At 35.2% G+C, this 14,673-nt stretch carries 13 protein-coding genes and 1 tRNA gene; 8 read left to right on the top strand and 6 right to left on the bottom strand.

Translation table 11 applies throughout. The annotated features are described in order from the left end of the window. The first annotated feature begins 1 nt into the window (after position 1). Both ACZ2G0_RS07480 and ACZ2G0_RS07475 read left to right on the top strand, forming a co-directional pair. Entirely contained in the window at positions 2 to 742 is a 741-nt protein-coding gene (locus ACZ2G0_RS07480; RefSeq protein WP_470309704.1) for a head GIN domain-containing protein, read from the top strand. An 83-nt stretch (positions 743 to 825) separates the two neighbouring features. Next, entirely contained in the window at positions 826 to 1,656 is an 831-nt protein-coding gene (locus tag ACZ2G0_RS07475; protein ID WP_470309703.1) for a GIN domain-containing protein, read from the top strand. A gap of 73 nt (positions 1,657 to 1,729) precedes the next feature. Here the strand turns inward: ACZ2G0_RS07475 and trxB are convergent, their stop codons facing one another. The 4 genes from trxB to ACZ2G0_RS07455 all read right to left on the bottom strand — a co-directional run bounded on the left by trxB (position 1,730) and on the right by ACZ2G0_RS07455 (position 7,133). Continuing rightward, entirely contained in the window at positions 1,730 to 2,677 is a 948-nt protein-coding gene (gene trxB, locus ACZ2G0_RS07470; protein WP_300288765.1) for a thioredoxin-disulfide reductase, read from the bottom strand. 206 nt (positions 2,678 to 2,883) lie between these two features. Beyond that, positions 2,884 to 4,500 carry an isocitrate lyase gene (locus ACZ2G0_RS07465; protein WP_470309702.1) on the bottom strand — a complete coding sequence of 539 codons (1,617 nt, stop codon included), beginning with the start codon at positions 4,498 to 4,500 and terminating at the stop codon, positions 2,884 to 2,886. Positions 4,501 to 4,571: 71 nt separating this feature from the next. Then, entirely contained in the window at positions 4,572 to 6,170 is a 1,599-nt protein-coding gene (gene aceB / locus ACZ2G0_RS07460; RefSeq protein ID WP_470309701.1) for a malate synthase A, read from the bottom strand. Positions 6,171 to 7,055: 885 nt separating this feature from the next. After that, positions 7,056 to 7,133: transfer RNA gene (locus tag ACZ2G0_RS07455), tRNA-Pro, on the bottom strand. Positions 7,134 to 7,362: 229 nt separating this feature from the next. Between ACZ2G0_RS07455 and ACZ2G0_RS07450 the strand changes: the two genes are divergently transcribed. The 6 genes from ACZ2G0_RS07450 to ACZ2G0_RS07425 all read left to right on the top strand — a co-directional run bounded on the left by ACZ2G0_RS07450 (position 7,363) and on the right by ACZ2G0_RS07425 (position 12,684). Then, positions 7,363 to 8,130 (top strand): ParA family protein, encoded by a 768-nt coding sequence (locus ACZ2G0_RS07450; RefSeq protein ID WP_300284614.1) that lies wholly within the window; start codon positions 7,363 to 7,365, stop codon positions 8,128 to 8,130. Between the two features lie 4 nt (positions 8,131 to 8,134). Then, a complete protein-coding gene (locus tag ACZ2G0_RS07445; protein WP_300284612.1) occupies positions 8,135 to 9,034 on the top strand; it encodes a ParB/RepB/Spo0J family partition protein in 900 nt (299 codons plus the stop codon). After that, entirely contained in the window at positions 9,034 to 9,594 is a 561-nt protein-coding gene (locus ACZ2G0_RS07440; RefSeq protein WP_470309700.1) for a DUF5683 domain-containing protein, read from the top strand. Before ACZ2G0_RS07445 ends, ACZ2G0_RS07440 begins: the two co-directional genes overlap by 1 nt. A gap of 55 nt (positions 9,595 to 9,649) precedes the next feature. Continuing rightward, positions 9,650 to 10,348, top strand: a complete 699-nt coding sequence (gene dapB, locus ACZ2G0_RS07435; protein ID WP_470309699.1) for a 4-hydroxy-tetrahydrodipicolinate reductase — start codon at positions 9,650 to 9,652, stop codon at positions 10,346 to 10,348. 51 nt (positions 10,349 to 10,399) lie between these two features. After that, positions 10,400 to 11,977 carry a signal peptidase I gene (lepB, locus tag ACZ2G0_RS07430; protein WP_470309698.1) on the top strand — a complete coding sequence of 526 codons (1,578 nt, stop codon included), beginning with the start codon at positions 10,400 to 10,402 and terminating at the stop codon, positions 11,975 to 11,977. An 89-nt stretch (positions 11,978 to 12,066) separates the two neighbouring features. Then, a complete protein-coding gene (locus ACZ2G0_RS07425) occupies positions 12,067 to 12,684 on the top strand; it encodes a WbqC family protein (protein ID WP_470309697.1) in 618 nt (205 codons plus the stop codon). A gap of 15 nt (positions 12,685 to 12,699) precedes the next feature. Here ACZ2G0_RS07425 and ACZ2G0_RS07420 read toward each other — a convergent pair whose 3' ends face one another. Both ACZ2G0_RS07420 and ACZ2G0_RS07415 read right to left on the bottom strand, forming a co-directional pair. Then, the gene (locus ACZ2G0_RS07420; protein WP_470309696.1) at positions 12,700 to 13,746 is read right to left on the bottom strand and encodes an endonuclease/exonuclease/phosphatase family protein; all 1,047 of its coding nucleotides are present in this window, start codon (positions 13,744 to 13,746) and stop codon (positions 12,700 to 12,702) included. A gap of 48 nt (positions 13,747 to 13,794) precedes the next feature. Beyond that, positions 13,795 to 14,664, bottom strand: a complete 870-nt coding sequence (locus ACZ2G0_RS07415; RefSeq protein ID WP_470309695.1) for a rhomboid family intramembrane serine protease — start codon at positions 14,662 to 14,664, stop codon at positions 13,795 to 13,797. Positions 14,665 to 14,673: the final 9 nt, after the last annotated feature.

Below are 14,673 nucleotides of genomic sequence, written 5' to 3'. Positions count from 1 at the left end.
CATGGTGAAAATTATATCCCTTATCACTAAATTTATTCTTGTACTGCTGTGCACCTTACTATTTGCATCTTGCAACTACAGTATTAATCTAAAATCAATTACTGGAAGTGGTACCGTAATAAAAGAGAACCGAGCAGTAACTGATTCGTTCAAGAGTATCGAGCTAAGCAATGCTATTGATTTAGAACTTGAACAGTCTGACAAAACGGAAATAATTGTCGAAGCCGATGACAATTTAATTACTAATATCCGTACTAGAATAGAAAATGGCGTTTTGATTATTGATTGTGATTACGATTCATTCCTGGACGTTGAGTCTAAAAAGGTGATCGTGAGAATGCCACTAATTGAAGAACTAAAAGCCTCAAGTGCTTCTTCCATCACTAGTAAAAATATTTTAAAAGGAGATGAGATTAGTATTAGAACCTCGAGCGCAGCAAATATTAAATTGGAGTTAGAGTACGACCGTGTAAATGCAAAAGCAAGTAGTGCAAGCACAATAGTTCTCTATGGACTCGCTCTAGATTTGACTACTAATGCTTCAAGTGGAAGTGAAATAGATGCAAATGACTTACTGGCAAATGACGTAAATGCTGGAGCTTCAAGCGGCGCAAGTGTGATTATTCACCCTATCGTAAATTTGAAAGCCAAGGCGTCAAGCGGAGGAAGTATTCAATATTCTAAAACACCACAGTCAATGGAACGAAAAGCATCAAGCGGAGGAAGTATTGACAAAATATAACCCAAGAAAATCTTAATAAGCAAATAAATCATTCCAGTCAGAATGATTTATTTACTTTTGTAATAAAGCATAAAACTATGAAAATGAAACATTCGATAGCCGTAATTTTAATTCTACTTTCAACCACCTTTGCGGTAGGGCAAAAAAAAGAAAAAATCAAAGGTTCTAAAACAGTTATCACTAAAGTGAAAGAGATAAGTAATTTTACTAATCTTGAAGTAAGTGATAACATCGAAGTCTTTTTAGAGAAAGGCGAATTTTCAGTTTTAAAAATTGAAGCAGATGACAATTTACAAGATCAAATTGCAGTTACCACAGTGGGTTCGACCCTGCAGTTACAAACTGTTAAAAACATTACACGCTTTACAAAACTTATAGTTAGAATCACCTACACTAACGAAATTAACAGCATTACAGTAAAGAATGACGCCATTGTAAATGCTATTCAAGAAATTCATTCAGACAATCTAAGTATCAAATCTTTTGATGACTCCAAATTATTTTTAAACATTGTTTCGAACAATTTCAATCTGGAAACAGCTCAAAAATCTACTATAGAATTAAATTTAAAAGGAGAAAATGCAAAAATAGTGATGAGCGACAACTCAGAATTAAAAGCACTGATAAAAGGAACCGACTTCGCATGTGATATGTACCAAAAATCGAAAGCTAAGATTGAAGGGAATTCGGATACAGGAACCATTCGTATCGATAACGATTCCAAACTTACTGCTGAAAAATTACAAATAAAAAGCATCAATCTTGTTGCTGAGCAAGGATCAGAGGGCAGCATCAATGCTGAGAAAGAAATAGTGATTAGCGCCAGTGAACGAGCAGAAGTTCAGTTATACGGAAGTCCAAAAATCACTTTAAAGCGATTTGATGATGAAGCCAAATTATTGAAGAAGAAATAATTTAAGAAAATCATAAAAAAAGTCCCATTTTACGCGCTCGTAAATGGGACTTTTTCTTTTAATCTTAGTATACTTACTCTTTGGAAGCTAAATATCTTTCGGCATCAAGCGCAGCCATACATCCTGTACCTGCAGCAGTAATTGCTTGACGATACACATGATCCGCAGCATCACCTGCAACGAAAACACCGGTAACATTTGTTTTCGAACTACCTGGCGTATTTACGATATAACCTGTTTCGTCTAGAGTGATAAAATCTTTGAAGATATCTGTATTTGGTTTATGACCAATAGCTACGAAGAAACCAGTAGCAGGAATATCAAATTCTTCATTCGTTGTTTTATTCAACGCTCTTACACCCGTTACCACTTGCTCATCTCCAAGAACTTCAACAGTATCATGGTTCATTAAAATGGTAATATTTTCGGTTTTGCGAACGCGCTCTTCCATGATTTTAGAAGCTCTAAATTTTTCGCTTCTTACTAACATAGTTACTTTTTTACATAGTTTTGAAAGGTAATGTGCTTCCTCGCAAGCAGAATCTCCTGCTCCTACGATCACCACTTCTTGATTTCTATAGAAAAATCCGTCACAAACAGCGCAGGCAGAAACTCCACCACCCATTTTTAAGTAATGTTGCTCAGAAGGCAATCCAAGGTATTTTGCAGATGCTCCTGTAGAAATAATCACAGTTTCGCAGTGTAATTCGATTGTATCGTTAATCCATACTTTATGAATATCGCCTGAAAAATCAACTTTAGTAGCCCATCCATCGCGCACATCAGTACCAAAACGCTCTGCTTGCGCCTGCAAACCAATCATCATTTCAGGTCCTGTAATTCCTTCAGGATTCCCTGGCCAGTTCTCTACTTCATTGGTCGTAGTCAATTGACCACCAGGCTGCATTCCTTGGTATACCACCGGATTCATATTTGCTCTCGCTGCATAAATTGCAGCAGTATAACCCGCTGGTCCGGAACCTATGATTAGGCATTTTATTTTTTCAATTGTATCTGACATAGTGAATTTTATATTTGTTTAAACACTGCAAAAATAAGTTTTATTTCACAGAATACTAAAACTGATTAATCAGTTTTTGTTATTCGACAATAAAAAAACCCTTTCTATAAAAATAGAAAGGGCTTTCCTTGGAGCTAATGCCAAACAAATATAGTAAACAACCTGAAATTGATTGAGTTAAAAAGACAATAGCTCCTTAATGTCTCTTATACCAATTCGCCTACTTGCGCTGCTTTTTTAGTTTCAAATTGATCACTGGTATTTTTAGCGCCATCTGCCTTTAATGCTTTATCGCCTGCAAAAAACGTTTTGTGATCATCACCTAGGTTGGATCCCGCCATACGTTGATGTTTTACACAAGCAACCCCTTTTCGGATTTCTTGTCTTTGAACTCCTTTAACATATGCTAACATTCCTTCCTTACCATAGTACCCTTGCGTTAAGTCATTCATATGAAGTGCTGTTGTATGGTACGTTGGTAAAGTAATCAAGTGGTGAAAAATCCCCGCCTCTTTAGAACTATCTCTTTGGAATGTTCTAATTTTATCATCTGCACGGTGACATAATTCAGAGTTATCATAGGCCACATCCATCAAATTATTGCGGTCATAACCCGTCATGTTTTCTCCTTCGGCGATCATTTCATCATAGGCTTGATTCCTAAAGTTTAAAGTCCAATTAAACGAGGGCGAATTATTATAAACCAATTTAGCATTAGGCACTACTTCTCTAATTCTGTTAACCATGTGAGCAATTTGTTTCACATTAGGCGTAGGTGTTTCAATCCATAAAAGATCGGCTCCATTTTGCAAACTAGTGATACAATCCAAAACCACTCTGTCGATATTGGTACCCTCCTTAAACTGGTACAAACCATTAGGCAATCGTACAGGACGCACTAACTTACCGTCTCTTTTTAATAATACATCATCTTCTTTAGCTTGGTCAATAGTTACTTGTTCTGCTTCCACAAAAGCCAAATACTGCGATGCTAAATCACCTGGCTCTTTACTCACTGGAAGTTTTTGAGTTAAACTGGCTCCTTCTGAATCTGTTCTTGCCACAATTACTCCTTCCTCTACTCCTAATTCTAAAAACGCGTAGCGAATCGCATTAATTTTAGAAAGAAAATCTTCATGTGGTACGGTTACTTTTCCGTCTTGGTGTCCACATTGCTTTGCATCCGATACTTGATTTTCAATTTGAATTGCACAAGCACCGGCTTCAATCATTTTTTTAGTCAATAAATAAGTAGCCTCTTCGTTTCCAAAACCTGCATCAATATCAGCAATAATGGGAACAATATGTGTTTCAAAATTGTCGATTTGGTCTTGAACGTCCTCTCCCTTTTCTAATCTTCTGAATAAATCATTTAACTCTATAGCATCCGCTTGACGCAAAAAGTCATATATCTCCTTGATCAAATTAGGAACGGTAGTTTTCTCATGCATAGATTGATCAGGCAAAGGACCAAATTCAGATCGCAGTGCAGCTACCATCCATCCTGATAAATAGATATATCTTTTACTAGTCGTTTTATGGTGTTTTTTAACGGCAATAATATTTTGCTGCGCTACAAAACCATGCCATGAACCTAGTGATTGTGTGTAATTTGAAGCATCGTTGTCGTATGCTGCCATATCTTTTCGCATGATAGCGGCAGTATACTTTGCGATATCCAAACCTGTTTTAAAGCGATTTTGAGTTGCCATTCTAGCAGCACTCTCAGGACTTATAGCGTCCCAAGTTGTTCCATATTTCGCTTTTAGGTCTCTTACCGTTTGTAAAGCGGAACTATAATTGCTTTGTTCTAAATTTTTCATAATTTTGTGTTAGTTATTTTATTAGTAATTAGATCCTGTTGATTGTGTCCGCAATCGCAGGATTGTTTTTTTTATATGTATTGATAAGCCGGTACTGTTAAAAATTCTTCGAATTCCTGAGCAAGTACGAGTTGGTCAAAAAGTGAAATGGCTAAATCTAATTTGCTGTTTTTACTGTTTTCATCACCAATTTGAGCTGTAATTTTTGCAACTTCATCTGCTAATAGATCTTTATACAATTCTGAAGTAAACAATCTCCCATCTTCTAATTTCACTTCATTTTTTAACCATTGCCAAACTTGAGTTCTTGAAATCTCGGCTGTTGCTGCATCTTCCATTAAGTTATAAAGTGCTACTGCTCCATGACCTCTTAACCACGATTCGATATACAAAATCCCCACATTGATATTTTTTCGGATTCCAGCTTCGGTTACCGTTCCTTCTGGAATCGCCACCAAATCTTGCTCAGTTATATTAACATCATCACGAGTGATATGCAACTGATTTGGTGTTGGCATGTGTTTATTAAATTCGGCCAAAGCCACTTTCACTAACGCAGGATGCGCGACCCATGTACCATCGTGACCATTAAGAACCTCGCGTTCTTTATCTTTTCTCACTTTTTCAAGTGCAGCTGAATTTGCTTCTTCATCATTTTTAATCGGAATTTGAGCAGCCATTCCCCCAATTGCTAGAATACCTCTGTTATGGCAACGTTGAATCACCAATTTCGAATAGGCATCCATAAACGGACTAGTCATCGTAACCTGATCCCGATTGGGAACTATGAAATTAGGATGGTTTCTGAATTTCTTTATATAGGAGAAAATATAATCCCAACGTCCACAATTTAAACCTACAATATGATCTTTTAGTTCATAAATAATTTCGTCAAGCTGAAAACTAGCAGTAATTGTCTCGATTAAAACGGTGGCTTTAAAAGTTCCTACTGGTACTTCTAAATAGTTTTCAGCAAATACAAATACTTCATTCCACCAACGTGCTTCGATGTAATGCTCTAATTTAGGTAGGTAAAAATAAGGTGCAGTTCCGTTTTGTAACATAGTTTGCGTGTTATGAAAAACATACAAACCGAAATCCACCAAACTACCCGAAGCAATTTCATTATTAATCAAAAGGTGTCGCTCATTTAAATGTAACCCTCTTGGTCTAACTAATAGTGTTGCCGTATTTGCATTTAGAGTATAGGACTTATTGCGCTGCACATCCTTCAATGCAATGGTTTTTTTGTTAGCGTCAATTAAATTTTTTTGTCCGTCTATTGTGTTCTTCCAAGAGGGTGCGGTGCTATCCTCAAGATCAGCCATAAAAGTTTTCGCCCCTGAATTCAAGGCATTAATAATCATTTTGCGATCTACTGGACCTGTGATTTCCACACGTCTGTCTTGCAAATCTTGCGGAATCGTTCCTGCTTTCCAATCGGACACTCGAATATCTTTAGTTTCTTGTGGGAACTGCGGAAAATTTCCTTGATCAAAAAAAGTTTGTTGGCTTAGCCTATTTTCTAAAAGTTCTAAACGCTTAGTATTATATTTTTCATGTAGAGCGGTGACAAAAACGAGTGCTTCATCTGTCAGGATTTCCGGATAGTAGTTGGTCACTTCGTTAGAAAAATTAATTTTAGTTTGTTGTAATAGTTTGCTTTCCATGGTAGTTATATTTTTATAGCACAATGATATAAAAAAGTTTTATACAAAACAAGCGAACGTACGCTAAAAATGTAAAATAATTATTTTACAACGATTCGCTATTTTAGAAACCAGCGCAAGAATCCATCCAACCTATTGCCATAAACCAACTATTAATAAGATAAAACGAGATGATATAAAAACGAAATAGCCACGATAAAACGCAAAAATACCGCTGATGCAAAAGATTCTGTGCAAAAATGAAATACGAAAGCACTACTTACAAGACAAAGAATTACTTTGAGAAGAAATGTAAAATTTGCGATGATTTACAAAAAGAAAGAAACAATAAATCTAAAACACTTACACAAATGAAACAAAAAACCCTCAAGTTTCCTTGAAGGTTTTGATCGGGCTGGCAGAGTCTATTCCGCACCCGGGAATGCGAACCTGCGGCCTTCTCGATCTTTAATCGGGACACTATAACCAAACTTTCCAATAAGACGAATAGACTAAATAGTAACCATTGCAAACCCATTTTAGTATATTCGATGACGTACCATAAATAATATGCATAAAAAAAACCCTCAAGTCTCCTTGAAGGTTGTGGTCGGGCTGGCAGAGTCTATTCCGCACCCGGAAATTCAAACCTGCGGCCTTTCCGATCTTCAATCGGGACGTGATAACCAAGCTTTCTGCGAAGACGAATAGACTAAATAGTAACCATTCCAAAACCTAATTGTTAAATTCGATGGCGCACACTAATTAATTCGAACCTGCGGCCTTCCCGATCTTCAATCGGGACTCGATAACCAAGCTTTGTATAAAGAAAAGACACTAAATATTAATCTATGCAAAACCTAATTATTAAACATAAAAAAAACCCTCAAGTCTCCTTGAAGGTTTTGGTCGGGGTGGCAGGATTCGAACCTGCGGCCTCCTGCTCCCAAAGCAGGCGCGATAACCGAGCTACGCTACACCCCGAAAGCGGGTGCAAATATACAATTCTTTTTTGCTTAAGCAAGAAAATAAAAAAATTAAATTGAATTGATTTTAATATTGCTCTTCAAATAAATCCCTAATCACTTGAACGATCCTAGTTAATTAATCCGATTATAATTCTCTACTAAGTACGACTTAACAATTGTTAACAAAATAGATTTTCAGAAACCATAATAAATTGTATTTTTACGGTTCAAAATTTAGAAAATAAATGGGCAAAATCATTGCGATTGCTAATCAAAAAGGAGGCGTTGGAAAAACTACTACATCAGTAAATCTAGCCGCTTCATTAGGAGTTTTAGAAAAAAAAGTACTACTCATAGATGCTGATCCTCAGGCTAATGCTAGCTCTGGATTAGGAATTGATGTTGAAAGTGTGGAAATTGGTACCTACCAAATTTTAGAGCACAGTAATGTTCCAAAGGAGGCAATCATAAAATGTTCTGCTCCAAATGTTGACGTAATTCCTGCGCACATTGACCTTGTCGCTATCGAAATAGAATTAGTAGACAAGGAAAATAGAGAATACATGCTTAAAAAAGCATTGGCTGAAATCAAAGAAGAATACGATTATATTATTATTGATTGCGCTCCATCATTAGGCTTACTAACACTGAATGCATTAACTGCAGCTGACTCAGTGATTATTCCAATTCAGTGTGAATACTTTGCATTGGAAGGTCTTGGGAAATTACTGAATACCATAAAAAGTATTCAAAAAATCCACAATCCTGATTTAGACATTGAAGGATTATTATTGACAATGTACGATTCGAGATTGCGTTTATCTAACCAAGTAGTTGAAGAGGTTCAAAAACACTTTAATGATATGGTATTTGAAACTATAATTCAAAGAAATGTAAAGCTTAGCGAAGCGCCAAGTTTTGGAGAAAGCATCATCAACTACGACGCAACTAGTAAAGGTGCAACAAACTATTTACATTTAGCACAAGAAGTAATTAAGAAAAATAGCAAATAATTGAATGGCAAAAGCAATAAAAAAACAAGCCTTGGGCCGTGGATTATCAGCCTTATTAAAGGATCCTGAAAACGATATTAAATCTGTAGATGATAAAAATGCTGATAAAGTTGTTGGAAACATCATTGAGCTTGACATTGAAGCCATTGAAATAAATCCGTTTCAACCTCGAAGTAATTTTAATGAAGAATCGTTAAAGGAATTAGCAGTATCGATAAAAGAACTTGGTGTAATTCAGCCTATCACGGTTAGAAAATTAGACTTTAATAAATACCAATTAATCTCAGGAGAACGCCGTTTAAGAGCCTCTACTCTTGTAGGATTAACTTCTGTGCCGGCCTATATTCGAATTGCAAACGATAATGAATCATTGGTTATGGCACTTGTTGAAAACATTCAACGACATGACCTTGACCCGATCGAGATTGCTCTTTCGTACCAACGATTAATTGACGAAATTCAATTAACGCAAGAGCAAATGAGTGAACGTGTAGGTAAAAAACGATCTACTATTGCTAATTACTTACGACTTTTAAAATTGGACCCAATTATTCAAACGGGTATTCGTGATGGTTTTATTAGTATGGGGCACGGTAGAGCGATCATTAACATCGAAGACCTTGATGCTCAAACAGGTATTTATCAAAAAATAGTGAGTCAAAATTTATCTGTACGTGATACAGAAGCTTTGGTAAAAAACTATCAAGAAAGTTTAAAACCTAAAGCCGCTACTAGTTCAAAAGCGCCTAATTTTGCAATTGAGGATACGGATAAAAATGTTTTTAACTCTTATTTTGGAAACAAAGTAGATGTTAAAGTAGCTGCAAATGGAAAGGGAAAAATTACTATTCCGTTTAAATCAGCCGAAGATTTTAGACGTATAGTAGAATTAATAAAAGGATAGTGAATAAAATTCTGTTAATAGGAATACTCCTTTTTAGTATAGGAAACAATATGGTTTTGGCGCAAGCTAAAAACGGTAGCGATTTAGTGGCTAAAGACACCTTAAAAGCAACAGAAATTGATCCGCTAACTCCTGCAAAGGCAGCTTTTTACTCCGCTGTACTGCCCGGTTTAGGACAGGCTTACAACAAAAAATACTGGAAAATCCCAATCGTTTACGGTGCTATTGGTACGAGTCTTTATTTCTTTTTAGATAGTAATAAGAAATACAATCAATACCGAGACGCGTACAAACGAAGATTGGAGGGATACTCTGACGATAACTTTGATTATCTTGATGATTCTAGATTGATTGCCGGACAAAAATTTTACCAAAGAAACAGAGATTTATCTGCTTTATTTGTTGTTGCTTTTTACGCATTAAATATTATTGATGCTAATGTTGATGCAGCACTACTACAATTTAATGTCGACGAAAACATTTCTTTTAAACCATCACTTTACACTAATGATGTAACTTTAAAGACAAATGTGGGTCTAACAATTAATTATAACTTTTAGAAATAGGAATCTTATTCACTATTTCTACAGATATTACATTCAAAATACAAATCAAATGAAAATTGCGCTTTTAGGATACGGAAAAATGGGTCAGGTAATTGAGCGAATCGCAATCGAGCGAGGTCATGAAATTATTTTAAAAAAAGAAGAACACAATAGCTTTGATGGTCTGGAGAATGCAGATGTAGCAATTGATTTTAGCGTTCCTTCCGCTGCCGTTTTAAACATTACTAATTGCCTAAATAATAATGTTCCTGTTATCTCAGGAACAACAGGTTGGTTAGATCAATACGAGGAGATGGTTGCTTTGTGTACAAAAAACAATGGCGCCTTTATTTCGAGCTCTAATTTTAGCTTAGGAGTAAATATATTCTTTGAAATAAACGAATATCTAGCTAAAATGATGTCTAAATTAGATAGCTATAGTGTTGAAATGGAAGAAATTCACCATACTCAAAAATTAGACGCACCGAGTGGAACAGCCATTTCATTAGCAAAAGGAATTATTGAAAATAGTGACTTTACGGAATGGACTCTAGGAGAAGCTAGTGCAAATCAAATACACATTGAAGCAAAAAGAATAGGAACAGTACCTGGCACGCATACCGTACTATATAACTCAGGCGTTGATAGCATTGAAATTAAACATACCGCACACAATCGCGAAGGTTTTGCACTTGGTGCTGTTATAGCAGCTGAGTGGATCATTGGAAAACAAGGTGTTTTCTCCATGAAAGATGTTTTAGCATTATAAAAACGACAACCAAATACTTATTTATTTACAACCAATTTAAACGTAACAATTATGTCTCTATATCAATGGTTTGTGTTTTTCTTATTCATTCAAATAGTCCATTTTTTAGGAACTTGGAAACTGTATGTTGCTGCAGGTAGAAAAAGCTGGGAAGCTGCTGTTCCCGTTTACAATGCAATAGTTTTAATGAAAATAATAGGTCGACCAACGTGGTGGACTATTTTGTTATTTATTCCAATCATCAACTTAATTATGTTTCCAATTATATGGGTGGAAACCTTGAGGAGTTTTGGAAAACGTAGCAATATCGACACCATTCTGGCTATTATAACTTGCGGATTATACGTTTACTATATTAACTATACACAAAAACTAACGCACATTTCAGATCGTTCGTTGAAACCTTCAACTACAATAGGAGATACAATAAATTCGCTATTGTTCGCAATTATTGTTGCAACTTTAGTTCATACATACGTGGTACAACCGTACACCATTCCTACACCTTCATTAGAAAAATCGCTATTAGTTGGTGACTTTCTATTTGTGAGTAAAATAAATTATGGAGCTAGAGTCCCAATGACTTCAGTTGCGTTACCTATGGTACACGATTCGATTCCAATGACCAAATCAAAATCCTATTTGAGCTGGCCTCAGTTGCCTTACTTTAGAGTACCCGGCGCTGAAAAAATAAACAGAACGGATATTGTTGTATTCAACTGGCCGGTGGATACCGTACATTACTTCTTTGAACCTAAAGGAAAACCCGGTGTTATAAAACCAATTGATAAAAAATCTAATTACGTAAAAAGATGCGTAGGGATTCCAGGAGATAGCTTATCTATAATCGATGGAATGGTCTATATTGATGGTAAAAAATTAGCGCTTCCGGATCGAGCTAAACCACAATTTTCATACAATGTAGTTGTGGATGGTAAGACGCCTATTGACTTTGAATATCTAGTAAAAGACATGGATATTACTGACGCGGCGGGATATCTAAATGAAGCCAGAGATACTTTGATATTTAGGGCTTTGACTGAAGCCAGTGCAAACCGATTGAAAAACATCCCTGGTATCACCGCAGTCAATAGAATCATTGCCAAAGATGTTGAACAGAGTATTTTTCCGCAAATCAATAAGTGGAATCAAGATAATTACGGACCAATTTATATTCCGGAGCAAGGAAAAACCGTTGCTTTAAACAGTGCTACATTGCCATTTTATAAAAGAATCATCACCGATTATGAAAAAAGTGATTCTGGAGACAAAAATGATTTAAAAGTTACAGGCTCTGAAATTAGATTAAATGGTCAAGTCGTAACGAGTTATACGTTCAAGCAAAATTACTATTGGATGATGGGTGATAACCGTCACAACTCTGAAGACAGTCGCTATTGGGGATTCGTTCCTGAAGATCACATTGTGGGTAAACCGGTTTTTATCTGGATGAGTATCAAAGGAATTAATGATGGAATAAAGAACTGGAGCATTCGATGGGATCGCGTTTTCACAACGGTTAGCGGTGAAGGTCAACCACAGTCCTACTTTAAATATTTCTTATTTGCACTAGCAGCGTTCTTTATCGGAGAATACTTTTGGAAAAAAAGAAAAGCTAAAAACAGCTAAATAAACAATACCAAATTTAAAAGTCATAAAGTACACTTGAATAAAGTAACTTTATGACTTTTTTATACAAATAAAAATACCGAATCATAATGCAAGCGCTTCTTCACCCCTCCTATTTCCCTTCAATCAGTCACTACGTCGCTATGGAACAAGCGGATTCCGTCTTGTTTGAAATAGAAGATAATTTCCAGAAGCAAACCAATAGAAACAGAGCTTACATTTACAGTCCCAATGGAATTCAGCTGCTAAACATACCCGTAAAACACAGTAAAGAAGCACATCAGAAGACAAAAGACATCATTGTTGACAATACATCTGATTGGCAGAAACAACATTTTAAATCGTTAGAAACCGCCTACCGAAGCTCGCCTTTTTTTGAGTTTTTTGAAGACGACATCAGACCCTTTTACGAGAAAGAACACAAATACCTATTGGATCTTAATTATGAATCAATAGACATAGTATCCAACTGTTTACGAAAAAGAATAGAATACAAAACAACTACCGAATATTTTCAAGAGGTAAACCCAAACACTACACTTGACTTTAGGCACTTAATTGATGGTAAAAAAGACAAGTCTGCCTTTAAAAGGTATATGCAGGTTTTTGAGGACAAACACGGCTTTATCAATAATCTTAGTGTCCTAGACTTACTATTTAATGAAGGTAAATTTACTATTGACTATCTGAAAGAGCAACAGTTTTAACGTAAAGCAGTACAATCACTCAATACTTAATTTAGTCATTATCGGATAGTGATCAGAGTCCTTCATTTCTGGAAAACTTTGAAACTCCTTAACAATCATTTTATCGTCAGCAAAAATATAATCGATTCGAGCAGGATAATACTTAAACTCATATGTTTGACCAAAGCCTTTTCCGGCTTCTTCAAAACAATCTTGTAATTTCCCTTTAATATTTCGGTACACATAAGAATAAGCACTATTATTCATATCACCACAAATAATTACAGGGTACTCACACGCACTTTCATGTTCTTTAAAAATCTCTGCTTGTTGTTGCTGCTGCGTAAAAGCCTTACTAATCCTTCGGTATAACATTTGCGATTTACTCTTATTGATAACCTCAATATTATCATTGATTTCATCCACATCAGGCGAAATCTTTATGGATTGCAAATGCATATTATACACTCTAATAATATCTTTACCTTTCTTGATATCGGCATAAATTACATTATTATTTGAATTAGGAAAAACAATATTGCCTTGATCAATAATAGGAAATTTAGAAAAAATAGCTTGTCCGGTTTTAATTTTATTACCGGCCATCAATACGTATTTGTATTTATACACTTTTAAATCGATGGTAGCCGAAGAAGAAAACTCTTGAATACATAAAATATCTGGATTTTTCTCATTTATAAAAGATACAATAGAACCCGCAACATCGGTTTTATCGATCCACTTAAATAAATTAAATAGCCGCACATTGTAACTCATGACTACAAAATCCTTGTCTTCCTGCTCATAAGGAGGCGCTGAAAATTTATAAAACTTATTGATAAAAGTTATTCCAATTAAGAGCACTATTCCAGATAAAATCATTCTTTTTTTAAACTGAAAAAGCCAGTATACAAAAAACAGACTGTTCAGTATAAAAAACAAAGGCATAACTAAAGTTAACACCGATAAAATAGGAAATATTTTAGGTGATAAAAATGGTAAAACGTAAGCTATAAAAGTGACAATAATAAGAAGAATGTTTAAACTGTACATTCCTTTATTGAACCAAGAAAGATTTTTCATCTTTATTGTTTAAAATTATACTTGGGTTACTAATCTATAAATTTACAATTATTTACCTGCCTTAAATAAAAAATCTTTTTCTTCTTTACTCAAACTATCATAACCCGATTGACTGATTTTATCTAAAATCTCATCTATTTGCTGTTGCTCTTTTGACTTAGTCACAATTTTAGCTACTCTTTGAACTGGGGGCTTGCTGTAATTTTTATGCACTTTTTTGAAAGGAGTAGAAGGCGATTTGCGAAATAAATTAACGAATACATCAATAACTTTAGTTACCCCTGTACTTAGATCCGTACCATTTTTTAGTAACTGGATATACAAGAATCCAAATAAAGCTCCGGACAAATGAGAGATGTGACCTCCCATATTATCCGAACGTAGCTGTAGCAAATCTAAAATTAGAATTACTGCGGTAATATGCCACAGTTTTACATTACCAATGATAAGTAATCGCACATTCATTAGAGGTTGGTATGCTGTTGCTGCTACTAGGATAGCCATAATCGCAGCAGACGCCCCTACGATAGCAGTCGTAATATTCAGCACATAAAAACAAGAAATGAATACAAGTCCAGCAAAAATACCTCCCAAAACATAGACACCTACAAATTGTTTTTCAGTAAAATAAGTGAGGAAAAATTTACTTGAAAAATTAAGAATTATTAGATTGAAAAGGATGTGAAAGAAATCAAAATGGAAAAAGGAATAGGTAACTATTGACCAAGGTTTCCATAACAAATCAACTGGATTTGAGGACAAGCTAACAAATTGAAGCACATTCACATTGACATTAACTAAAGCCAACAAGCCAACAAGCACAAATGACACTAAAAAGAAAGCAATATTCCAATAAATCAGCCTAAATGCGACGCCTCCTACTTTATACTGTAATTTTAAATCGTCTATAATATTCATACTTGCACT

This window comes from Flavobacterium sp. KKT103, from assembly GCF_055640565.1.
Note: the sequence above shows the minus strand (reverse complement) of the source record. Positions and strands in the feature narration are given on the sequence as shown.

What these genes read in the sequence shown, in the direction of transcription:
- ACZ2G0_RS07425 (WP_470309697.1), top strand. Translation starts at nt 12,067, where the DNA reads ATGCAAGCGCTTCTTCACCCCTCCTATTTCCCTTCAATCAGTCACTAC.
- ACZ2G0_RS07445 (WP_300284612.1), top strand. Translation starts at nt 8,135, where the DNA reads ATGGCAAAAGCAATAAAAAAACAAGCCTTGGGCCGTGGATTATCAGCC.
- trxB (WP_300288765.1), bottom strand. Translation starts at nt 2,677, where the DNA reads ATGTCAGATACAATTGAAAAAATAAAATGCCTAATCATAGGTTCCGGA.
- ACZ2G0_RS07480 (WP_470309704.1), top strand. Translation starts at nt 2, where the DNA reads ATGGTGAAAATTATATCCCTTATCACTAAATTTATTCTTGTACTGCTG.
- ACZ2G0_RS07450 (WP_300284614.1), top strand. Translation starts at nt 7,363, where the DNA reads ATGGGCAAAATCATTGCGATTGCTAATCAAAAAGGAGGCGTTGGAAAA.
- ACZ2G0_RS07475 (WP_470309703.1), top strand. Translation starts at nt 826, where the DNA reads ATGAAACATTCGATAGCCGTAATTTTAATTCTACTTTCAACCACCTTT.
- aceB (WP_470309701.1), bottom strand. Translation starts at nt 6,170, where the DNA reads ATGGAAAGCAAACTATTACAACAAACTAAAATTAATTTTTCTAACGAA.
- ACZ2G0_RS07465 (WP_470309702.1), bottom strand. Translation starts at nt 4,500, where the DNA reads ATGAAAAATTTAGAACAAAGCAATTATAGTTCCGCTTTACAAACGGTA.
- dapB (WP_470309699.1), top strand. Translation starts at nt 9,650, where the DNA reads ATGAAAATTGCGCTTTTAGGATACGGAAAAATGGGTCAGGTAATTGAG.
- ACZ2G0_RS07415 (WP_470309695.1), bottom strand. Translation starts at nt 14,664, where the DNA reads ATGAATATTATAGACGATTTAAAATTACAGTATAAAGTAGGAGGCGTC.
- lepB (WP_470309698.1), top strand. Translation starts at nt 10,400, where the DNA reads ATGTCTCTATATCAATGGTTTGTGTTTTTCTTATTCATTCAAATAGTC.
- ACZ2G0_RS07420 (WP_470309696.1), bottom strand. Translation starts at nt 13,746, where the DNA reads ATGAAAAATCTTTCTTGGTTCAATAAAGGAATGTACAGTTTAAACATT.